Annotated in this window: 23 protein-coding genes and 3 pseudogenes; 8 read left to right on the top strand and 18 right to left on the bottom strand. The window is 62.7% G+C overall.

What is annotated here, in order from left to right; translation table 11 throughout:
* Window positions 1-6: 6 nt before the first annotated feature.
* The 3 genes from ACP696_RS10500 to ACP696_RS10490 all read right to left on the bottom strand — a co-directional run bounded on the left by ACP696_RS10500 (window position 7) and on the right by ACP696_RS10490 (window position 2,106).
* On the bottom strand, window positions 7-345 hold the full coding sequence (locus ACP696_RS10500; RefSeq protein ID WP_426043771.1) for a hypothetical protein: 339 nt from the start codon (window positions 343-345) through the stop codon (window positions 7-9).
* Window positions 346-442: 97 nt separating this feature from the next.
* Entirely contained in the window at window positions 443-973 is a 531-nt protein-coding gene (locus ACP696_RS10495; RefSeq protein ID WP_426043770.1) for a MarR family winged helix-turn-helix transcriptional regulator, read from the bottom strand.
* On the bottom strand, window positions 970-2,106 hold the full coding sequence (locus tag ACP696_RS10490; protein WP_426043769.1) for an Acg family FMN-binding oxidoreductase: 1,137 nt from the start codon (window positions 2,104-2,106) through the stop codon (window positions 970-972). The genes ACP696_RS10495 and ACP696_RS10490 overlap by 4 nt, the downstream gene beginning before the upstream one ends.
* A gap of 287 nt (window positions 2,107-2,393) precedes the next feature.
* Between ACP696_RS10490 and ACP696_RS10485 the strand changes: the two are divergent.
* Window positions 2,394-2,654, top strand: a pseudogene (locus ACP696_RS10485) (Tn3 family transposase); the annotation flags it as partial.
* 259 nt (window positions 2,655-2,913) lie between these two features.
* Here the strand turns inward: ACP696_RS10485 and ACP696_RS10480 are convergent.
* The 3 genes from ACP696_RS10480 to ACP696_RS10470 form a co-directional block, all read right to left on the bottom strand.
* On the bottom strand, window positions 2,914-3,174 hold the full coding sequence (locus ACP696_RS10480; RefSeq protein WP_426010000.1) for a zinc-finger domain-containing protein: 261 nt from the start codon (window positions 3,172-3,174) through the stop codon (window positions 2,914-2,916).
* Between the two features lie 45 nt (window positions 3,175-3,219).
* On the bottom strand, window positions 3,220-3,393 hold the full coding sequence (locus ACP696_RS10475; protein ID WP_426043768.1) for a hypothetical protein: 174 nt from the start codon (window positions 3,391-3,393) through the stop codon (window positions 3,220-3,222).
* A 289-nt stretch (window positions 3,394-3,682) separates the two neighbouring features.
* Entirely contained in the window at window positions 3,683-3,949 is a 267-nt protein-coding gene (locus ACP696_RS10470; protein WP_426043813.1) for an Rrf2 family transcriptional regulator, read from the bottom strand.
* Between ACP696_RS10470 and ACP696_RS10465 the strand changes: the two genes are divergently transcribed.
* From ACP696_RS10465 to ACP696_RS10440, 6 genes are all read left to right on the top strand, one after another.
* Window positions 3,893-4,153: a hypothetical protein gene (locus tag ACP696_RS10465; RefSeq protein ID WP_426043819.1), complete on the top strand. Its 261-nt coding sequence runs from the start codon at window positions 3,893-3,895 to the stop codon at window positions 4,151-4,153. The two genes, ACP696_RS10470 and ACP696_RS10465, sit on opposite strands and share 57 nt — an antisense overlap.
* Window positions 4,154-4,264: 111 nt before the next feature.
* The gene (gene sufB, locus ACP696_RS10460) at window positions 4,265-5,734 is read left to right on the top strand and encodes a Fe-S cluster assembly protein SufB (protein WP_426032694.1); all 1,470 of its coding nucleotides are present in this window, start codon (window positions 4,265-4,267) and stop codon (window positions 5,732-5,734) included.
* Window positions 5,735-5,960: 226 nt separating this feature from the next.
* Window positions 5,961-6,707: a Fe-S cluster assembly ATPase SufC gene (sufC, locus tag ACP696_RS10455; RefSeq protein ID WP_426043767.1), complete on the top strand. Its 747-nt coding sequence runs from the start codon at window positions 5,961-5,963 to the stop codon at window positions 6,705-6,707.
* On the top strand, window positions 6,704-7,744 hold the full coding sequence (sufD, locus tag ACP696_RS10450) for a Fe-S cluster assembly protein SufD (protein WP_426043766.1): 1,041 nt from the start codon (window positions 6,704-6,706) through the stop codon (window positions 7,742-7,744). The genes sufC and sufD overlap by 4 nt, the downstream gene beginning before the upstream one ends.
* Window positions 7,745-7,746: 2 nt before the next feature.
* Complete coding sequence (locus tag ACP696_RS10445; RefSeq protein WP_426010008.1) at window positions 7,747-8,007, top strand: hypothetical protein; 261 nt, start codon at window positions 7,747-7,749, stop codon at window positions 8,005-8,007.
* A gap of 2 nt (window positions 8,008-8,009) precedes the next feature.
* Entirely contained in the window at window positions 8,010-8,414 is a 405-nt protein-coding gene (locus ACP696_RS10440; RefSeq protein ID WP_426000546.1) for a HesB/IscA family protein, read from the top strand.
* A gap of 39 nt (window positions 8,415-8,453) precedes the next feature.
* Here the strand turns inward: ACP696_RS10440 and sufT are convergent, their stop codons facing one another.
* The 10 genes and pseudogenes from sufT to ACP696_RS10390 all read right to left on the bottom strand — a co-directional run bounded on the left by sufT (window position 8,454) and on the right by ACP696_RS10390 (window position 15,148).
* Window positions 8,454-9,011: a putative Fe-S cluster assembly protein SufT gene (sufT, locus tag ACP696_RS10435; RefSeq protein ID WP_426010010.1), complete on the bottom strand. Its 558-nt coding sequence runs from the start codon at window positions 9,009-9,011 to the stop codon at window positions 8,454-8,456.
* Between the two features lie 218 nt (window positions 9,012-9,229).
* The gene (gene erpA, locus ACP696_RS10430; protein WP_426011271.1) at window positions 9,230-9,562 is read right to left on the bottom strand and encodes an iron-sulfur cluster insertion protein ErpA; all 333 of its coding nucleotides are present in this window, start codon (window positions 9,560-9,562) and stop codon (window positions 9,230-9,232) included.
* A gap of 5 nt (window positions 9,563-9,567) precedes the next feature.
* Window positions 9,568-9,825 (bottom strand): BolA/IbaG family iron-sulfur metabolism protein, encoded by a 258-nt coding sequence (locus tag ACP696_RS10425; RefSeq protein WP_426010012.1) that lies wholly within the window; start codon window positions 9,823-9,825, stop codon window positions 9,568-9,570.
* A gap of 383 nt (window positions 9,826-10,208) precedes the next feature.
* The gene (gene grxD, locus ACP696_RS10420) at window positions 10,209-10,532 is read right to left on the bottom strand and encodes a Grx4 family monothiol glutaredoxin (RefSeq protein WP_426010014.1); all 324 of its coding nucleotides are present in this window, start codon (window positions 10,530-10,532) and stop codon (window positions 10,209-10,211) included.
* 75 nt (window positions 10,533-10,607) lie between these two features.
* Entirely contained in the window at window positions 10,608-11,234 is a 627-nt protein-coding gene (locus tag ACP696_RS10415) for a NifU family protein (RefSeq protein WP_426010016.1), read from the bottom strand.
* Window positions 11,227-12,468, bottom strand: coding sequence for a P-loop NTPase (locus tag ACP696_RS10410; protein ID WP_426010018.1), 1,242 nt, complete (start codon window positions 12,466-12,468; stop codon window positions 11,227-11,229). Before ACP696_RS10410 ends, ACP696_RS10415 begins: the two co-directional genes overlap by 8 nt.
* A 33-nt stretch (window positions 12,469-12,501) precedes the next feature.
* The gene (gene fdxA / locus ACP696_RS10405; RefSeq protein WP_426010020.1) at window positions 12,502-12,843 is read right to left on the bottom strand and encodes a ferredoxin FdxA; all 342 of its coding nucleotides are present in this window, start codon (window positions 12,841-12,843) and stop codon (window positions 12,502-12,504) included.
* Window positions 12,840-13,559: a MarR family winged helix-turn-helix transcriptional regulator gene (locus tag ACP696_RS10400; RefSeq protein WP_426010021.1), complete on the bottom strand. Its 720-nt coding sequence runs from the start codon at window positions 13,557-13,559 to the stop codon at window positions 12,840-12,842. Before ACP696_RS10400 ends, fdxA begins: the two co-directional genes overlap by 4 nt.
* Before the next feature lie 205 nt (window positions 13,560-13,764).
* Window positions 13,765-14,070 (bottom strand): annotated as a pseudogene (locus tag ACP696_RS10395) (ATP-binding protein); the annotation flags it as partial.
* A gap of 172 nt (window positions 14,071-14,242) precedes the next feature.
* Window positions 14,243-15,148, bottom strand: coding sequence for a Mu transposase domain-containing protein (locus tag ACP696_RS10390; RefSeq protein WP_426010022.1), 906 nt, complete (start codon window positions 15,146-15,148; stop codon window positions 14,243-14,245).
* Window positions 15,149-15,618: 470 nt separating this feature from the next.
* Between ACP696_RS10390 and ACP696_RS10385 the strand changes: the two are divergent.
* Window positions 15,619-16,915: pseudogene (locus ACP696_RS10385) on the top strand (ISNCY family transposase).
* A 283-nt stretch (window positions 16,916-17,198) separates the two neighbouring features.
* Here the strand turns inward: ACP696_RS10385 and ACP696_RS10380 are convergent.
* Both ACP696_RS10380 and ACP696_RS10375 read right to left on the bottom strand, forming a co-directional pair.
* Window positions 17,199-17,612 (bottom strand): BLUF domain-containing protein, encoded by a 414-nt coding sequence (locus ACP696_RS10380; RefSeq protein ID WP_426010024.1) that lies wholly within the window; start codon window positions 17,610-17,612, stop codon window positions 17,199-17,201.
* Window positions 17,613-18,296: 684 nt separating this feature from the next.
* A partial coding sequence (locus ACP696_RS10375; protein WP_426043765.1) for an NRAMP family divalent metal transporter occupies window positions 18,297-19,797 on the bottom strand: 1,501 nt, incomplete at its 5' end.

Here is a 19,797-nt window from a genome sequence, read left to right as displayed (position 1 = left end):
GGAGGCTTAAGCGTCCAGGACCTTGCGCAGGGAGGCCTCGATCTGGCCGCCGCAATAGGTGTCGCCATAGTCTTTCCGGGCCTCGGCGGCCAGCTTGACGAGCGGCGGCGGATCGGCGACCCGCCGTGTCAGCGCCGCTGTCCTGGGCGCTGTGTCCTCAAGGATCGCCTGGATCTTGGAAAAGCGGTCGGTCACGGTCGACCACAGAACAGCCGTCACCACGTCGGCAACACCTGGCGCCTTTTCACCCAGCAGGAACCCAGAGTCCGGCTTCAAGTCGTGGCGGCGGCCGGTCTCCTCCCAGAAGGACATCCATTTCTGCAGGCGCGGTATTGTCCGCCACACTGAGGTGAGCCTGCGGCTGTTCGCGGTTCTGACTGACGTTGGGAAGGACCGCTTGCAGCCTGTCCGCGCACTCACCCGATGCGTGCAGCCCAGTCCCTCATCGCCTTCGGGCAGCTCTGGCACGTGAATGAGGCGCGGGCCGCGCGGGTGATTTCGCCGCCTTTTGGACTTCTGACCTAATCCCTTGCGCGTCAAGGATACGCCGCAGGTGCTGCAGACCTGGCAGCAGCTTCGCCAGTAGTGTTTCGTCGATCTCGGTCTGCAACTGGGCCAGGATGGGCTGCAGAGCGGCGATCGCCGCATCGCGAGCCGTGCGGCCGGCAGGCGTGACGCTGATCTCCTTTGCTCGGCCATCCTTCGGGTCTGGATTCGAGTGAACCAGGCCCTGCGCTTCCAGCCTTTTAACAGTCCCGGTGATGGCGCCCCGGGTGACTTGCAGCGCGCTCGCGATCAAAGCTGGCGCCCGCCTTTCGTGGCGCAGGCGGATGAGGTGGTTGAGGACCGTGAAGCCCGCCAGGGAGAGCCCCCTCGGCAGCACCCGCTCGAACGCCGTGCTCGACAAGTGTTCAATAGTTGCGATCTCGTTGAAAACCTGGAAGGCCAACGGATCCTCAACGGCATCTGTCATGTTCGAATGTGCGCCGCTAAGCCGCGTCGCGGCGCCGGAGGCGAGGCCTTGGCTCGGCCCACCCTGACCAGCATCTGAAGTGGAGCTTCAGGGCCCGCACCCAACAACACTTGTGTGGCCGCGTAGGGCCCTGCCATCTCCTGATACTCTTGCAGGGTCATGCTCCAAGGCTGAAAGTTGAGGCCAAGCCTTGTAGCTGTGAGGTGGGCTCGGGCATAGGCTCGGCCGGCGGCGATTTGGGTCGCCCGGCTATTATTCGCGCCTTTCAGCCAGAAAAACGCGGGTGTCGCGTCTAGCGCTTTGCGGGCCATGTCGTTGCTGGACTTCGCCGCGAATGAGTCTGGGTCGGCGAGGGTTGCGGGCGTCAGCACGCCGCCAGCCTTGAGTATTTCCAACATGGGGCCACTCAGCGAAATGCCGTCGCGATGTGCGGCGATCTCCGCCGCCCCGATACGGATCAGGCGAACGGATTCCATATGGGTCGCAGGCGTGTGGCTCTCGATCGTCCATCCTTGCCAAGCCAGTTGCATGATTTGCACGCGGGTCGCCTCGTCACTGATCGTTCCGGCCGTGATCCCGCCACCGTCCGCTGCAGCCAAGATGGCTGCGAGTTCCGCGGCGGTCGGCGGCGCCTTCAGGTCGTAGGGGGCGCGGTTCGTATGTCGATTTGTGATCTGTTCGAAAAGGGCATCGCGCGTGATGTTGCGATCGGAAACTAAGCGAATACGGGCAATAGGGCGGTTGTCCAGGCGCGGATGGGGTTCGCCCTCGGGCCAAAGCGTGATGTCCGCCCGTCGCCCCACTTGCCGCACCGCGAGGTCAAATAGCTCCAAAAACGCGCCGCAGCCTAGGGTGATCTGGCGGTTTGGCGGATCCGTAGCCGGCAACAGGCGGGCGGTGTCAGGGTAGAATAGAACCTCATCATTTCCGGCCAGATCGATGAGCCAGGGCTGCCGGTTGTGGGGGTTGGGGGCCAGGATCGCATGCGCCAGCGCATAGCGTCGCGGATCAGTCTCGCCGGCGCCCGGCGTGCGCCATGCCGCAGCGGGGTCTATTGTTGAACCTGACCCACATCCGGCGGACACGACTGGCATTGCGATGAGGCAAGCGAGCACACTACGACGAGTTGTCATGAAGACCTCACAGTTGAGACCTCAACTATATAATTGAGCCGTAAACTAGTCAAGGTCCTTAGGTTGGACATCCGCGTGCGTGCCTAAGCGTCGACGACGTGCTGGAGCACTCCAAACCGACCTTCGAAGATTATCACGGCTCCTTGGAAGGGCACGAGGTCGAGGTCGGCCAGACTGTGGCCGGTGGCCAAGCGCCGCGCAAAGGTCTGCTCCTGTGGCTGGATCGAAGGCTGGCCAGTCTGCGGTCACTTCCCGTTCCCTCAGGGCGTCGGCCTTGTCCAGCCCGCGACGCGCAGCAGTACCGCGCCTCGGGCCTGAACTTGGTGATCGCCGCCATCGTCTGGTGGAACTCGACCTACATGGCCGACGCCGTCGACCACCTGCGAGCTGCTGGCCAGCCTGCCCCCGACGATCTCCTCGCCCACACCTCGCCGGTCGGCTGGGAGCACATCGCGTTCTCGGGCGACTTCCTGTGGGACCAGGCCGCGACGCCGCCAACGGGGCGCCGGCAGCTGACCATCGGTCGCCGAATGCGCGGCGCGGCCTGAAGTTGGCGGGTTCGGGTTCCGTTCGCCCTCAGCGTTGCTCAGCTAACAAACGTCGCGCCGTTCTCTACTTGGACGCCTCGACGGCTGCGCCTTGCGCGGCAATCCGAAGTGGCCGCTGTTGCGCACCATTGAGCGGGGGAGGCGGTGCTGACCACCACGCCACTGCCCTGGTCCGACGCCTACGCGATGATAGGCCGCCGCGCCGCCCGCGCCGGCATCGTCACCAGGATCGGCAACCATACTTTCTCGGCGACCAGCGTTATGCTCCTTCTGCCTCGTCACCCAAGGCGAAAACGCTGTCTGGCGGATCGGCCCCGTATGGATCGAGGTCGCGATCGAACCGAAATAGGGTCGCGCAATAAGGGCAGAGAATGCTGGTGTCCTGTCCGCCCATTGCAAGATAGATATGCGGGTGGTCCTGGGGTGGTGATGCGCCGATGCATTTGAACGCCTTAACCCCGATGCGAATCTCCGGCACACCGTGGTCGTTCGTGAACTTCGGATAGACCTCACGTGCCATATCGATCTGCTCGCTCCACCGACGTCCAACCTGAATAGAATGCGATCAAGCGTGTTTGAAGCTCGGGATGGTCAGCTTGAGTCCACCAGTTTCGGCGGTACTCGTTGATGGGCTCAGCTGTGGGTTCTGCGCGGCTGCACCACCCTCATTGTCCCACCGGGAAAGCGCCCGCCGTAGTGCTTCCACGTTTTTGTTCGTTTCCGACGCGTTGTCGGTCATGGCTCTCTCCTTTCCAAAGAGGGGGTCGGCGGCGAACCAGATCAGCCTTGTGAAGGTGGCCTCGGATTTTCTTGATCGCTGGTCCGGCCGCGCTGCAGCCTCAAGGCCAGCATTCAGGCGCCTACACCGTGCAGGGGATTCCATGAGCGATAGGGCGGCTCGGCGAATGAGTTTGGTCCTGTTCCAGCATCTGTGATCGCTGAATCAGGCAACAGGTCGGCGAGCCTGACACCGCTTAGGAAAGTCATAGTATAGGTCATGAGCGAATATTTAAGCAGATCCACCCCGATTACCGCGTCCCTGGGTCGGAGATAAGGAAGATATCGTCGCGCAGCCGGGGTCGCTCTTCCCCGGTACACGGCTTCGAAAAAACATCTGCAGCGGAGATCAACGCAGCCGGTCGCGCTAAGCGATAACCGTGACCCCTGACGGTTTTCACAAGGGTGCAGTTCCGTAGTCGAGCCAACAGCGCCTCCGTATATGACAGCGAACGGGCCAGTTGGGCGGCGAGCTCGCCTGCTGTCACCTGGCGATCGGCGGCAGCCAGCCGAACCATGAGCTCGACGGCATCGTAGACAGCTGGACCGATGTTCATTCGCGCCTCGACACTGATTTCGAAACACAACTATTAATCCCCAGATCGCTTGTCAATATGGTTTCGAAGGGCTATCACTTTGCGGGAAAGGGTGAACATGTCAGCACGCGAAACGGCGGTCATCCGGCTGCAAACATCGCGGATCGTGCAGGCGGAAGGCCATGACGGCGAGGTCGATCACCGACACCGACCGGGCCGCCTTCGTCGAAGCCTGGACGCCAAATTCATCCCGCCACTCCGCGCGTCGCTGCGCGCTTGCGGCCTTGGAGCACGCATATGTCCGCTGCCTTACAGACCATCGAACATGTCGAGAGCCTGGAGAAATACCAGCACGGCTTTTCCACCGACATCGCCCAGGACTTCGCGCCCAAGGGTCTGAACGCCGACATCGTTCGCTTCATCTCGGCCAAGAAGAACGAGCCGGAATGGATGCTGCAGTGGCGGCTGGACGCATTCGAGCGCTGGCTGGCCATGGACGAGCCGGCCTGGGCCAAGGTCCACTTCCCGCGCATCGATTACCAGGACAGCTACTACTACGCCGCCCCGTCAGAGAAGAAGGGCCCCAAGAGCCTCGACGAGGTCGATCCGGAAATTCTCGCCGTCTACGAAAAGCTGGGCATCCCCTTGAGGGAACAGGCGGTCCTTGCCGGCGTCGAAGGCGCGCCGAGGTACGCAGTGGATGCGGTGTTCGACAGTGTGTCGGTGGTCACCACCTTCAAGAAGGAGCTCGCCCAGGTGGGCGTGATCTTCTGCTCCATGAGCGAGGCGATCCGCGAACATCCCGAACTGGTGAAGCGATACCTGGGCTCCGTCGTGCCCGTTTCGGATAACTATTACGCCTGCCTGAACGCTGCGGTTTTCTCCGACGGCAGCTTCGTCTATGTGCCGCCCGGCGTCCGCTGCCCGATGGAGCTCTCCACCTATTTCCGGATCAATGCGGAGAACAGCGGCCAGTTCGAGCGCACCCTGATCATCGCCGACCAGGGCGCCTACGTCTCGTACCTGGAGGGCTGCACGGCCCCCATGCGCGACGAGAACCAGCTCCATGCCGCCGTGGTCGAGCTGATCGTGCTGGAAGACGCCGAGATCAAATATTCCACGGTCCAGAACTGGTATCCGGGCGATCCGGTCACGGGCAAGGGCGGCATCTACAACTTCGTCACCAAGCGCGCCGACTGCCGCGGAGACCGCTCGAAGGTCTCCTGGACCCAGGTCGAGACCGGTTCGGCCATCACCTGGAAATACCCGTCCTGCATCCTGCGCGGCGAAGGGAGCTCGGGCGAGTTCTATTCGATCGCCATCACCAACGGCCGCCAGCAGGCCGACACCGGCACCAAGATGCTCCACCTCGGCGCTAACACCCGCTCGCGGATCATCTCCAAGGGGATCTCGGCGGGGCGTTCGTCCAACACCTATCGCGGCTTGGTCTCGGTCCACCCCAAGGCCAGGGGCTCGCGCAACTTCACCCAGTGCGACTCGCTGCTGATTGGCAAGACCTGCGCGGCCCACACCGTGCCCTACATCGAGGCGCGCAATGGCCACTGCATCCTTGAGCATGAGGCCACCACCACCCGGCTGTCGGACGACCAGCTATTCTACGCCACACAACGCGGTCTTTCCCAGGAGGAGGCGGTCCAGCTGCTGGTCAACGGCTTCGTCCGCGAGGTGCTGCAGGAGCTGCCCATGGAGTTCGCGGTCGAAGCCCAGAAGCTCGTCGCGATCTCGCTCGAAGGTTCGGTCGGATGACCCTCGCCATTCCGGAACGGATCGCCCCTATATCCTCAGGGCAAGTCTTGAAGCCGAACGCCACGCGCGGGAGGAGGCCGAGCGGTTCCACCAAGGCACCGACCTGGCCCGCGCTGGGTGGCTCGGCCACCAGGCCCACCGCTTCCCCCACCAAGCAGCAGCCCGTTGCAAGCGCGCAAGAGGCCCTTGAGGTCCTGGCGCAGTTTCTCGTGGAGTGACCCCCAAGATGCTTTCCGTCTCCAATCTGCGCGCCGAAGTCGGCGGCAAGGAAGTCCTCAAAGGCCTGACGCTTGATGTGCCCGCGGGCGAGGTCCACGCCATCATGGGCCCCAATGGCGCCGGCAAGTCGACGCTCTCCTACGTGCTCACCGGCCGCTCGGGCTACGAGGTCACCGGCGGGACCGCCGCCCTGGACGGCGAGGATTTGCTGGTGCTCGATCCCAACGAACGCGCCGCCAAGGGCGTCTTTCTGTCCTTCCAGTACCCGCTGGAAATCCCCGGCGTTCCGGCGCTGACCTTCATCCGCACGGCCATGAACGCCCAGCGCAAGGCGCGCGGCGAGACCGAGATCAGCGCCCCGGCCTTCCTGAAGCTGGCGCGCGAGAAGGCCGGCGAACTGAAGATCGACTTCGAGATGCTCAGGCGCGCCCTCAATGTCGGGTTCTCAGGCGGTGAGAAGAAGCGGATGGAAATCTTCCAGATGGCCATGCTGGCCCCGCGCCTCCTGATCCTTGACGAGACCGATTCCGGACTCGACATCGACGCCCTGAAGATCGTCTCCGAAGGCGTCAACGCCATGCGCGATCCCGATCGCGCCATGTTGGTGATCACCCACTACCAGCGGCTGCTCGACTACCTCAAACCCGACAAGGTCCACGTCCTGGCCGGCGGCCGCATCGTCGCCACCGGCGGGCCCGACCTGGCGCTCGAGCTCGAGCGCGAAGGCTACGACAAATACGCGAGGGCCGCTTGAGTCTCGCCACCGCCCTGAAATCCGGCGACGCCGGCCTGCTTCCCAGCAAGCGCGACGAAGACTGGAAGTGGACCGACCTGCGCGGCCTGCTGCGCGTCCTGCCGCCGCCCTCGCCGCCAAGCGAGGCGGCGCTGACCGCTGGCCCGTTTGGTGATCTGGGCGAGATCGAGGTCGCCATCGTCAATGGCCGCCTACGCGGCGACGCCTCGGCCCTGATTCTGAAGCCCGGCGAGAAGCGTGTCGTGCGCCTGCGGTTCGTCGCCCAAAGCGCCGACAGCGCCCATTCCGTCCAGCTCGCCATTCAACTGGGCAAAGGCGCCGACCTGACCTTGCTGGAGAGCTATGAGGGCTTAGCGGGCGACTATGTCGCCGACACGGCCCTCGATATCTCGCTCGCCAAAGGCGCGGCCCTGGAGCGCATCGTGGTGGCCGCCGACAGCGAAGGCGCGATCTCGGTCAGCTCGACCCAGGTTGCGCTCGGCCCTGAGACCCGCTTCGCCCAGACCCTGCTGACTGACGGCGCCAAACGACAGCGGATCGAGACCCACGTCGCCCACCCGGGCGCCGGAGCCGGTGTGCGCCTCGATGGCGTTTATCTGCTCTCCGGTCAGCATCATGCCGACTTGACCACGATGGTGGAGCACGGAGGGGTTGATGGAACCACGGACCAGCTCACCAAGGGCGTCGTGCGCGACCAGTCCCGCGGCGTCTTCCAGGGGCGCATCGTGGTGGAGGAGGGTGCTGACCGCACCGACGCTCGCATGAGGCACAACGCACTGATCCTGTCGGATCGCGCCGAGGTCGATGCAAAACCGGAGCTGCTGATCTTCGCCGACGACGTGCAGTGCGCCCATGGCAATACGATCGGCGCCCTGGACGAAGAGGCGCTGTTCTACATGCGCCAGCGGGGTCTCCCCGAAACCGAGGCCCGCGCCCTGTTGATCGAGGCGTTCGTCGGTCAGGTGATCGAGCGGATCGCCTACCAGCCCGCCCGCGAGGTCGCTCGCGCCTGGGCCGCCCAGAGGTTGAGAGCCTGACCATGGACTTCGACGTCGAAGCCATCCGCGAGCGGTTCCCGATCCTGGCTCGCCAGGTGAACGGCGAGCCGCTGGTTTATTTCGACAGCGACGCCTCAGCTCGGAAGCTGCCGGCGGTGGCCGGTGAAATTCCGGACTGGGTGAAGGATGTGGTGAAGGAACTGCCCGGCATCGGCCGGGTGAAGGTCGATCTCGTGTTCGACCCGACATGGGATTCCTCGCGGATGTCCGACGAGGCTAAGCTCCGACTGAATGGATTCTGACCATGAGCGATCTCAATCTGACTGCGGCCGGCGCGCCGCCCCGCCGACTCCGCCCCAAGCTCGTCTCCCTGACCGACACTGCGGCTGAGCGCGTGCGCGAGATCATGGGCCGCGCTGATGTCCCTTATAGGGGACTACGGGTTGGGGTGAAGAACGGCGGCTGCGCCGGCTCCGAATACACCATCGAATATGCCGAGGCCGCCGCGCCCCTGGACGAGGTGGTGGAAGACAAGGGCGTCACCATTCTGGTCGATCCCAAGGCGGTCCTGTTCTTGATCGGCAGCGAGATTGACTACGAAAAGACCAAGCTCTCAGCCAAGTTCACCTTCCGAAACCCCAACCAGACCGACGCCTGCGGTTGCGGGGAAAGCGTCACTATCGAGCCTGGTAAGGTCGTTGAGTCGTGAATATTTGCCCTACATCGCCGTCCGCCAACATGGCGGGACTCAGAGCATGCCAGTTTCCAGCTTGGCGGCGTCGGACATCATTGAATGGCTCCACTGCGGATCGAACACCAGATCCACATCAGCCTCCGCAACCGTGGGAATCATCTTGAGCTTGGTGCGGGCATCATCCACCAGGATGTCGCCCATGCCGCAGCCGGGGGCGGTCAACGTGAGCTTCACATAAACCTTGCGCTCGCCTGAAGCCGTCTGCTCCAGGCGCAGGTCGTAGACCAGCCCCAGATCAACCACGTTGACCGGAATTTCCGGATCAAACACGGTGCGAAGCTGATCCCACGCCAGCTTTTCCACATCCGCATTGGTGGCATCGGCGGCCACCTCGATAGCCGCCGGCGGCTCCTTGCCCAGCGCGTCGGCATCGCTTCCGGCAATGCGGAATAGGTTGCCGTCCACATACACGGTAAAACTGCCCCCTAGCGCCTGAGTGATGTAGCCGATCTGGCCGATGGGCAGGCATGCTGCGTCGCCAAGCGGCACCATGACGGCGTTGCAATCGCGCAACAGGGTGAAGGGTTCGTTGCTCACACTGAAACTGCTCATGCCGACGCCAATCCTGTGGCTGCGGGCGCGACTAAGCGTCGAACCCAGGTTGTCTATAAGAGCCGGCCCGGAGAATCTGGACAGGCCGTCAGTCCGGACCTTTCCCTCAGTCTGCTAGAGCATTTCCCGACCTGACTGCGTCAAGCCGTGAGCTCTAATCTTTTGTTTTGACGCATTTTTCTTCGCGCGAACCGAAACCACTTCGCTCGAAAAATGTTCTAGATGGAGAAGCTGACGCCGCAGCCGCAGCTGGACTTGGCGTTGGGGTTGCGGACCTGGAACTCGGCGCCGGACAGCTCGTCCACATAGTCGATCACCGAGCCCCTCAGCAGGATTAAACTCATCGCATCGACCAGGGCTGCGGCCCCGTCACGTTCGACCACCAGGTCATCGGCATGCAGCTCGCTGACCAAGTCGAACTGGTACTGGAAGCCGGAACAGCCCCCGCCTTCCACCGCCACCCGAAGCATGACGCGATAGCCCTCGCTCTGGCTGAGGGCGTGAAGCCGTTGGGCTGCGGTCTGGGAGAGGGTCAGGTTTGACGCAGTCATGCTGTTCATGGCGCCCGGGTCTTCAAACTGTCGACGGCATGCACCGGAGCCCTGTCCCCCTTCATCAAATCGGCGATGGCGCTGTACACTATCCGCTGGCTCTCCAGCATATTCTTGCCGGCGAACACGGGCGACGTCACCTCGATATTGAAGTGGCCGCCGCCGCCGTTCACTCCGGCCCGTGAATCGGGAATCTTGCGCTCGATGGCCTCGCGGAGCGCATCGATGACGGAACCTTGGAAGTCAGTTGGATGGGACGACATGCTGGTCTCCTTTTTATATCAGTAACGCGGCACTGAGGCGTCGATGGGCAGCTCCCTCGCGTCGATGCCGCCTTTGAGTCCGATGTTGGCTTGAGCATTTCCCGACCTGACTGCGTCAGGCCGTGAGCTCTGATATTTTGTTTTGAAGCATTTTTCTTCACGCGAACCGGAACCACTTCGCTCGAAAAATGCTCTAGCGCTCCCCGTTGCGTCACCCGGATCTGCGACAACTGCCGCAAACCCCTTCCGACCGCCTCGCTCATGGTGGTCCTCGGCATGCGGGGCTGCTAACGGATCGAAAGCGGCGTTTGAATCCGTCAAAATGGCGCCAATCCTCGGCCCCAAAGACTTTCGGCGGGTCGCCAACCGTCAGATTCTCACCACTAGGCCTTAACGCCGATGAGCTCTTGAAGCTCTCCGGACGCCTGCATCTCGCGGACGATGTCGCAGCCTCCCACGAACACCCCATCGATGTAGAGTTGCGGGATCGTCGGCCACTCGGAGAACGCCTTGACTCCATCCCGGATCTCGGGGGAGCGAAGTACATCGACCGTTTCGTAGCTTGGCTGCAGCTCGTCGAGGATTTTCACGACCTGGGCGGAGAACCCGCATTGTGGCATGTGGCGAGTTCCCTTCATGAAGAGAACGACTCGGTTTTGTGCCACGAGGTCGGAGATCTGCTGGTGGAAAGGTTCATTTAGGGACAATGTTGCTCCTTTCGGGTTGCTTGGGATTCTGGCCGGATTTTCGGGACAGTCGATTTTCGGATGTCTCCCTGACATCTAGCCAGGGCGTCTGTAGAATGGTTCCTTCCCCGCTGCGTGGTCCGTCGCGTCCACAATTTCCGTGATTTCCGGGGCAACCCTTCTAACCATAACTTCGAATCCCTGCCTCAGGGTCACCTGAGAGGATGCGCATCCCTGGCAGCCGCCGCTCATCGTAATGAAAAGCTTCCCCTCGCTGACGTCCACGATTGAAATCTTCCCGCCGTGGTTGGCGATCGAACGATTGACTTCCTTATCCAGGAGCGTCTGCACGGCCACGCGAACCTCGGCGTCGGCCCTTCCTTGCGTGCTAGCCTGAGCAGCTATCTCCAAAATCGCCGGCACGCCGGAGAGCAGCTGCGTCCGGACGGCCATCCCGATTGCCGATTTCAGTCCCGACCACGAGGCGCTCGGCTCCTTGCCGATGGTCACTACGCTCTCGGCGATGAGCACGTTGGCCACACCGGAAAGCGCGAACAGTCGCTCGGCGAGCGGCGACCCGGCCGCCCGTTCCTTATTGCCGAAGAAGAGCGGACCACCGGGATGTAAATCGCGGCTCACCGTGAATTTACAAGTGTCGGGGTCGGCGAGCGAGGTCTCCGCGCGGATGCCGATTTGCAGATCCATAGACTGGGCGTCAGACATCCTCGACGTTCTTTTCTGCGGCGCGCGCGCCTGCGGCGCGCAGGTTCTTAAACGTATGGATCCCGCTGTTATGGCCGTCGTTCCAATCAAGTCCGATCGCGTAGTTTCCTATGCTTACGATCTTGCGCGGGCTCACATCAGGCCGCACCGTTTTCGGATCGAGCAACTTGCGTCCGCTCATCTCCTCGACGCAGAGGGCGCAGTGACACGCCAGTCGCAGATCGCGGACGTCGAAGTCGTCGCTATGGCCGTCCTCCCAGAGCACGGACAAGGTGCGTGGATCGCGGCGCCGGAAACCGATGGGGGTATTCCTCGATCCAGCAGCCCGAACCGAGCCTTCCATCCAGGCCGGCGCCCCCTCGTTGCTGTCCCAACTCCACACAAAGGGCTGAAGCACCGTGGCCACCGCGTGGAGCTGCTCAGCAAGCGCTGCGGCGATGGCGGCGTAAACCTGGGCGCTGACTGACTTCGGCTGGTCAACCACGATCGGGCGCCCCACGTCACCGCAGGCGACGACGGCGGGATCGAGGGGTAAGGCGCCGAGGAACGGGACGCCGAGCTCCTGGCTCATCCGCTCGCCGCCGCCGTTACGGAAGATATCCGTGCTCTGTCCGCAGTGGGGGCAGGTGAAAGTGCGCATGTTCTCGACGATCCCAAGAATCGGCACCTGCACCTTCTCGAACATCCGCAAGCCGCGGCGGGCGATCTTGAGGCTAACGTCCTGTGGCGTCGTCACAATCACCGCGCCCGACAGCGGCATGCTCTGCGCCAGCGTCAGCTGCGTGTCGCCGGTGCCGGGCGGGAGGTCGAGAATCAAGTAATCTAGGGGTCCCCATTGCACGCCGGCGACGAACATCTTCAGGTATTTGCCCACCATTGGGCCCCGCAAGACGGCCGGATTGTCGTCTCCGGTCAGCATCCCCATCGATATCACCTTCAGACCGTGCCGCTCCGCCGGGATGATCCTGCCTTCCGGGGTTTGCGCCGGCGGCTGACCGGTTGGGATGTCGAGCATGCCGGGGATACTGGGGCCAAGGATATCGGCATCTACCAGCCCGATGCGCCCTCCGAGCTGCTGCAGCGCGAGCGCCAGATTGACGCTCACCGTGGATTTGCCGACGCCGCCCTTGCCGCTGCCTATGGCGACGATGTGCCGAATCCCAGGCAGCTTCTCTGCGCCGGCGGCCGGCAATGACGACGGGCCACGCGCGTGGTGTGGGTCAGTGGCCTGCATGGCTAAGCTTTTTTGATATCGCTTCGTGGTTCACTAGGATCCCCTGCCGGGCTTTTCGCTGAAATACTTCTCGAACTTGCCGGTCTCGCGCTCAAAGTCGTCGGCGTCGGCGGGCGCCTCACCCTTGACGGTGATGTTGGGCCAGATGCGGGAGAATTCGGAATTGACCTTTAGCCATTTGCCGTCTGGATCGTCTTCGGTGTCGGGCTTGATGGCGTTCACCGGGCACTCCGGTTCGCAGACTCCGCAATCGATGCATTCGTCCGGATTGATCGCCAGGAAGTTCTCGCCCTCGTAGAAGCAGTCGACCGGACACACCTCTACGCAGTCCATGAGCTTACATTTGATGCAGGCATCCATCACGATGTAGGTCAACTAGGCGTCCTTTCAGCAGATCGCAGTGCTGAACTCATTCGCGGTGTCCGCCCCCGCGCGGCTGGCTCGTTGGTTGAAAAATGCATGCAGAGTAGACTGGCTTCCTCTAGCTCGATCGGAACGTCGAACAGTTGACATTTGAGGGCCGAGAGGGAGGCTCCCGTGGAGTCGGAGCACGTTTCTCCAGCGAGGTGCGTGCAGTCCTGGCAAACACCGAAGTGCCGATGCGGCCCGCTCGCAGCTACGGTGGTCAGCACGTGGTGCATTGCGCCGCGCATCGCGCTTTGCTCTTCCGCGGCGAGTGATTCCACGGCGCGCACCAGAACTTCGAACGGATCGCGCGCAACCGCTTCGTGGCCTTTGTCCGTCAGCCTTAGACTGACGCTTCGCCCATCCGCCTGGGATCTCTGTCTGCCCAGGTACCCACCAGCCTCAAGCGCCTTGATGGCTTGTGATGCGGTGCCACGGGTCGTCGCTTGAAATTCCGCGAAGGCAGACGGGGTGCGGGAGAACGAGTTGGCGCGCGCGAAGAAGCGCAGCGCCATCCATTGGGCGGGACTGAGTTCGCCCTGATAGCCCTCCGCTTGGACGAGCCGCCCCACCAGCAGCAGGAGTTCCGCCGTTTCGCGCGCTGACATAATCACCTCTTCGAAGACATAATAGTGTTTCGAAATCAACTTGACAACCGATTGAATGCCGATCGTTTTGTTTCGCAATCAACCGAGGGGCTACTCGTAGCCATGAGCGTCAAACGGCGCGCAATAGGGACCCCCTATTCGGCTTCCGAGCGGCGATGCGCGTAGCTCTCAGCCAGCGCAGAGCATCGCCGCGGGGTGAGCCACTGATTGATCAGCTGCCCGGGAGGGGGTCTGGGGGGAGGTTGAACAAGTTGTGGATGAAGCGGGGCGTGCCGGTCAGGGGGCGGTTTCTGAGTCGCCAGCTGTCGTTGCCGGTCTCGACGATGTCGCAGTGGTGGGTCAGGCGGTCGAGCAGCGCCGTGGTCATCTTGGCGTCGCCGAAGACGGCGGGCCACGCTCCGAAGGTCAGGTTGGTGGTGATGATCACCGAGGTGCGCTCGTAGAGCTTGCTGACCAGATGGAACAGGCGCTGGCCGCCGGACTGGGCGAACGGCAGGTAGCCCAGCTCATCGAGGACCATGAGATCGAGGCGCGAGAGCTGGGCCGCCAGGGCGCCGGCCTTGCCGCGCCGGGCTTCGGCAGCTTGGCGGCGGTCAGGCGATAGCGGATGGAGGCGGCCTGGCGATGGTTGGTCTCGGCCTTGAGCAGGTCGGCCAGGATCTCCATGGCCGTGCGGTTGCGCTGAAGGCCTGTGGTGACGGTCTCGTCGAAGGCCCCGGCATGCCCTTCAGAGACCCAGTTGGGCGAAGGCTTGGATCATCTCATGCCGCTGCACGGGGACCTCGCAGCAGGTCGTAGCGGGCGCAGTCGGCGATGGGCGGATGGCGCAGGACCAGCGCCTCGCAGGTGTTGATCGGCTGGGGCGCTGGCGGCTCGCGCCGCCGGGCCAGGATGTTGAGGATGACCTCGTCGCTGGCGGCGCCGGCGTCCAGGGCCTCGCGGACGGCGTCATCGACCACATCCAGGCCATCGATCAGCACCGCCGCCAGCACGCGAACGAACCGGCGGTCGGCCTCGTCGCCACGCCCCAGCTTCTTGCTGAGCCGCGTCAGGGCTGGCGGCAGGGACCAATCCTGGAACGGCGCGCCGTTGCGCAGAGCGCCCGGCTTGCGGGCCAGGACCGGCAGGTAGCGCCAGGGATCATAGATCGTCCGGCCCCGGCCGAAGGACCGGGCATGCTCAGCAACCACTTCGCCGGCGCAGCGGACGACGATCTTGTCGGCATAGGCGCGCACCTGCACCTTGCGCTTGGCGGCCCTGGCCATCACCGAGCAGCGGTTGCGATCGAAGGTGATCAGGCAGGTTCCGGTCACCGCGTGCTCGACCTCGTGGAAGCCGTCGGGGTGCAGGCGCGCCCAGCGGCGGCACTCGGCTTCAAGCCAGCCGTTCAGCTCTTCCAGGGTGGCGAACCGCAAGCGCGGCTTGAAGAACCGCTCCCGCCGGGGCCGCGCCTCGTTCTCGGTCAGAAGCTGCTCAAGCCGTTCGCGCACCGGGCCGATCTTCGGAAACGGCTGCGTCACGCGCCGATAGCTGAACGCGCCTTCCTCCGCCAGGATCGCCTTGCGCACAACCTTGCGACAGAGCCTCAGATCCCGACAAATCGCCTTGATCGACTTGCCCGCCGCAGACTCACGGCGAATCCGCACCACTGTCTCCACGACCAACATCCCGATCTCGGCCGCCCGGTTGAACCAAGCCGCCGTGCCTAAGCCATCGGAATGAGGGGTCCCTTTTAGGCGCCTATCACCCCGCTAAGGGGGTCCTTCTTCCACGCCGCTGCACAGCGTGGCGTCGGCGGCGCGACCTGACCTGTGGGGTCAGGTGAAGCGGCAGTCGATGCACGCGGCTTGCAGTGCGGATCTAGGCAAATGGCCGCTTGAGGCGTTCAAACCCGCATCCAATAATTCAAAGCCTGTTTGGCCCAGCGGCATGGCGCTGGCGCCGCGCGTCAATGACTCAAAGCGCTAGACCGAACCAAAGCTCAAATCTGTATGTCTCTGACAATATTGAATTATAGTGTCTTGATTTCCGATAAGATGTATTAGACGAGGATCGCTTGTAGCCGCCATTTAGTTATGTCGCACCGTGCCATTTAGACATGTCACCCTCCGCCGCAACCGCGATGGAGGCCTCCAGGATGGCGTTGCATTTCATGAGCGACAAGGAGCTCACGCGGCTGGAGATCCTCCGCGATCTCGCTAGCGGCCGGCTGACGACGCCCGCCGCGGCGCAGCTGTTGGGCCTTGAGCGACGACAGGTTCAGCGGTTGGCTAAGGCTTATCAGCAGCAAGGCGCAACGGCGCTGATCTCCAAGAAGCGTGGTCAGCCGAGCAACCGGCGGACGCCGCCGGACGTCAAGACGCAGGCGCTGGAACTGATCCGCGAGCGGTACTCGGGCTTTGGTCCAACGCTGGCGGCCGAGAAGCTCCGTGAGCTCCACGGCGTCTACATCGGGCGTGAGACGCTACGGATGTGGATGCTGGAGGCCGGGCTCTGGGCCGATCGGCAAAAGCGGCGCGGTCGGATCTACCAGCCGCGCTATCGGCGGGAATGCGTCGGTGAGCTCATCCAGGTCGATGGGTCCCATCACTTCTGGTTCGAGGACCGCGCCGACAGCTGCACGCTGCTGGTCTTCATCGACGACGCCACCAGTCGGCTGATGCACCTGCAGTTCGTCCAGTCGGAGTCGACCTTCGCCTACTTCAACGCGACCCAGCGCTACCTTGAGGCCCACGGCAAGCCGATCGCCTTCTACACCGACAAGCATGCGGTCTTTCGCGTGAACAAGGCCGCGGTCTCCATGGTGACGGCATGACCCAGTTCGGCCGCGCTCTCAAAGCCCTGAGCATCGAGATCATCTGCGCCAACTCCAGCCAGGCCAAGGGCCGGGTCGAACGGGCCAACAAGACCCTGCAGGACCGACTGGTGAAGAAGCTGCGGCTCGCCGGCGTCAGCTCAATGGACGACGGCAACGCCTTCCTGCCGAGCTTCATGGCCGACTACAACACCCGCTTCGCGAAGGCGCCGTTCAACGACAAGGACTTGCACCGGCCCATGGCGCCGCGGGACCGATTAGACGAGGCCTTCACCTGGCGCGCTGAGCGGACCCTCTCACAGGCGCTGACGCTCCAGTACGACAACATCCTCCTCATGATCGAACCGTCCGAGTTCGCGCAAGGAGCGATCGGCCGGCGCGTCGAGGTCGTCGACTTCCCCGATGGCCGCCTGGAGATCCGCCACAAGGGTCGCAGCATGCCCTACCGGACTTCGACAAGCTTCGTCGCGTCACCGAGGCGGCCGTGATCGAGAACAAGCGGTTAGGTGGCCTTCTCACCCTCATCCGACAGAGCCAAGACGCCGGGCCACCCGGGGCACGCACCAGTAGAGGCCCCAAGCGCCGCGATCAGACCAACCATATGTTCGGGGTCGGCTGAGCCCCTACCCTCAACGTCCGGTTTCGGGCGACGGCCCGATTTCTGCACCCGACCCTAGTCGGACGTTGAGCATTATACCTTCGGCTCAAGTACCGTCGGCAAAGGCACGGAGCGCTCGCCTCGCCGGTCGCGCAACCGGTACCGGCTTTGATACTCACGCCGCTGCTTGGTGACTTCGTAGAGAACGATGGCTGTCTAACGCGTCATCGTTCTCGCTTAGGATAGAGCGAGCCTCGGCGGTGAACGCGACAACCTTCAACCCGATGGACTCGGGCCCTTCGACTCAGCCTCTAAAAATCTTGAGTAATGCCACTGCTGGGGATGCCGATCCGATATTACGGTTTGTTTGAGCCGCCTCGATGACTTCGACAAGTTCATCATATTTGTCGGCTTGTCTGTCGTTTAAGTTGGTCATATTCATGTTCCAGCGCGGGAAGGTACGGAAGCTTGCCGGCTCGTTGTACAATACTCGCGAATTTTTGTGTCTAGAATCGAGTTCTATTTTTTCATATAGCTTATCGAGCGTTGATAATGGACCTTCCAATACTTGCAAAAACCAACCGCCGTTGTAAAACAAACTACCCGTTACGTCGAGTGGTGCATTGTTTTTCTTCGCCGTTTCCTGTATCGCAGAGAGGTCTTCCGGAGACATCTTACGTGTTGCTTGGCTTATATAAACAAGTTGATTAATCGACATATTTGCATCCTATTTTTTCGTGAACCTGGTCGGATCTGACTGTACGTCGTCAGAAGTTTTGGGACCGCCGCGGATTTATTGGAGGGTTGGCCTCGTCTGGGGTTGATATCCTGGCGGCGATTTTGCGGTGCCTGGGAGGGGTGACGCCATAGAACGGGCAGAAATGTACGTTACGGGCATATGATGAACTTTGGGTGTATTCGCCCGACAAGATGGCGCAACACGGCGCACCCTACTTAGCGCAGTTGGAAGCGCGAGTTGCCGAGATTGACGCTCAAATCATTGAGCGAACGCAGGTCCGCTGACCACCCTTCTGAGAAGTTTCGAACGTCTGCTCGCGGCGCGCAAACCCGTCAGAGCCTCGCCCGCCTGCGGCGCGCTCGGTGAGATCAAAAACGACTAACACCCCTGCCCGCACCACGGTCGCCGGCCGGGCTCTGCGCGGTGTGAGAGCTCCGCGCCCGCCCGCCGCCCGACATCAAACGCCCTGCCACGACATTTCTATCTGGCAGACTCCGCGACATCTCTAACCGGCGTAGACATCTCTGGCGTCACGTATGTGAATCGGCGTCGCGAATTGACCCCTGCCGCCCGAAAACAATCAATTCGTTAGCACGCAGATCGTCGTTGTGACCCCACGCCGATTCACAATGCATCTCCTGGACGACCCCGCGCATGACTAGCCTACAACGCCGTTACGAAGAAGATCGCGGTTGCGATGATCATGAGGGCGGTAGCGGTCCAGCCAACCACTGTCCCCCTGGTTGACAGTGTCAGCCGGCCCATGGCGCGAGGATTGCGCACGATCAGCATCATGACGACCATGAGCGGTGCAGCGAGAACGCCGTTCACGACCGCCGCCCAGTACAGGGCTTTGGCGGGGTCGATGCCGATGTAGTTCAGCGAGGCGCCGAGCAGGGTCGTTACGGAAATTGTGGCGTAAAACAGCCGAGCCCGCATCGGCTTGGCATCAAGGCTGCCGGCAACGCCCGCCATCTCGGTGACGGCATAGGCGGCCGACCCTGCCAGCACCGGGACTGCAAGCAAGCCCGTTCCGATGATCCCGACCGCGAACAGGGCGAACGCGAAAGGCCCGGCGATCGGCTTTAGCGCCTCGGCGGCCTGCGCTGAAGTGGTGATGTCGGTGATCCCATGGGCGTGCAAAGTGGCGGCCGTGGCATAGACGATGGCCAACGAAACGAGGGTGCTGAACCCCATGCCGACAAGGGTATCCAGCCGAATTCGTCTCAGCTCCGGTCCAGCTTCCTTGGGGGCTATGCAAAGCGGTTTGGCGTGATGGCGGTGCTGCTCCTCGATCTCCTGACCTGCCTGCCAGAAGAACAGGTATGGGCTGATCGTGGTGCCAAGGATGGCCACCATCGCCGTCGCATAGGTCGCGTTCCACTGGATCTCGGGGACGATCAAGGCGGTCAAAGCCCTGCCCCAGGGCACGCCCGCCACCGCGACCACGGCCACGTAGCTGAACAGGGATAGTGTGGTCCACTTCAGGACTGCCGCGTAGCGGGCATAGTTCAGGAACACCTCGACCACGACACAAAAAACGCCAAAAAGCAGCGTGTAAAACCCACTGTTTCCGTGCGTCAGTAGAGCTAGCGCCGCGCCCATCGCGCTGAGGTCGGCGCCCAGGTTGACGATGTTGGCGACCAACAAAAGCAGAACCACGCCAATCAGCAGCGGCCGCGGATAGTGGCGGCGAAGATTGCGCGCGATGCCGCCGCCCGTGACGCGGCCGATCCTCGCAGCGACCTCCTGGATCGCGGCCAACAGCGGGAAGCTGAGGATAAAGGTCCAGGCGAGACCATAGCCGAACTGCGCGCCGATCTGGCTGTGAGTGCCAATTCCGCTCGGATCGTCGTCAGCCGCGCCGGTCACGAGACCGGGACCCAGTTGAGCTAGAAACTTGCGCAATCTTGACGGCCCGGGGCTGCTCACGAGGCAGACATAGGGCACCGTCAGACCAAACTCAAGATAGGCTTTTGTTTGCCCTTCGGTCAGGCAAAACGCGCACTTTGAAGCCCTCGGTGACCGGGTTTTCTCCAACGTTTTCTTGAAAACGCGATCGTTGCCGCCCGTAATTGGCCGGGCGGGGGGGGGGGGGCGGGGCGCGGCCCAATACATTTTGGCGCACAAACCCCCCAACACCCAATGTGGCGTCCACATGGCG

This window comes from Caulobacter sp. DWR3-1-2 (genome assembly GCF_049896225.1).
Lineage (GTDB): Bacteria > Pseudomonadota > Alphaproteobacteria > Caulobacterales > Caulobacteraceae > Caulobacter.
The sequence above is the reverse complement of the archived record's forward strand: the minus strand, read 5'-3'. Positions and strand labels throughout refer to the sequence as shown.

Coding starts and splice junctions, on each gene's coding strand:
- ACP696_RS10495 (WP_426043770.1), bottom strand. CDS start 973: ATGACAGATGCCGTTGAGGATCCGTTGGCCTTCCAGGTTTTCAACGAG.
- ACP696_RS10490 (WP_426043769.1), bottom strand. CDS start 2,106: ATGACAACTCGTCGTAGTGTGCTCGCTTGCCTCATCGCAATGCCAGTC.
- ACP696_RS10480 (WP_426010000.1), bottom strand. CDS start 3,174: ATGGCACGTGAGGTCTATCCGAAGTTCACGAACGACCACGGTGTGCCG.
- ACP696_RS10475 (WP_426043768.1), bottom strand. CDS start 3,393: ATGACCGACAACGCGTCGGAAACGAACAAAAACGTGGAAGCACTACGG.
- ACP696_RS10470 (WP_426043813.1), bottom strand. CDS start 3,949: ATGGTTCGGCTGGCTGCCGCCGATCGCCAGGTGACAGCAGGCGAGCTC.
- sufB (WP_426032694.1), top strand. CDS start 4,265: ATGTCCGCTGCCTTACAGACCATCGAACATGTCGAGAGCCTGGAGAAA.
- sufC (WP_426043767.1), top strand. CDS start 5,961: ATGCTTTCCGTCTCCAATCTGCGCGCCGAAGTCGGCGGCAAGGAAGTC.
- ACP696_RS10445 (WP_426010008.1), top strand. CDS start 7,747: ATGGACTTCGACGTCGAAGCCATCCGCGAGCGGTTCCCGATCCTGGCT.
- ACP696_RS10440 (WP_426000546.1), top strand. CDS start 8,010: ATGAGCGATCTCAATCTGACTGCGGCCGGCGCGCCGCCCCGCCGACTC.
- sufT (WP_426010010.1), bottom strand. CDS start 9,011: ATGAGCAGTTTCAGTGTGAGCAACGAACCCTTCACCCTGTTGCGCGAT.
- erpA (WP_426011271.1), bottom strand. CDS start 9,562: ATGACTGCGTCAAACCTGACCCTCTCCCAGACCGCAGCCCAACGGCTT.
- ACP696_RS10425 (WP_426010012.1), bottom strand. CDS start 9,825: ATGTCGTCCCATCCAACTGACTTCCAAGGTTCCGTCATCGATGCGCTC.
- ACP696_RS10415 (WP_426010016.1), bottom strand. CDS start 11,234: ATGTCTGACGCCCAGTCTATGGATCTGCAAATCGGCATCCGCGCGGAG.
- ACP696_RS10410 (WP_426010018.1), bottom strand. CDS start 12,468: ATGCAGGCCACTGACCCACACCACGCGCGTGGCCCGTCGTCATTGCCG.
- ACP696_RS10390 (WP_426010022.1), bottom strand. CDS start 15,148: ATGTTGGTCGTGGAGACAGTGGTGCGGATTCGCCGTGAGTCTGCGGCG.
- ACP696_RS10380 (WP_426010024.1), bottom strand. CDS start 17,612: ATGTCGATTAATCAACTTGTTTATATAAGCCAAGCAACACGTAAGATG.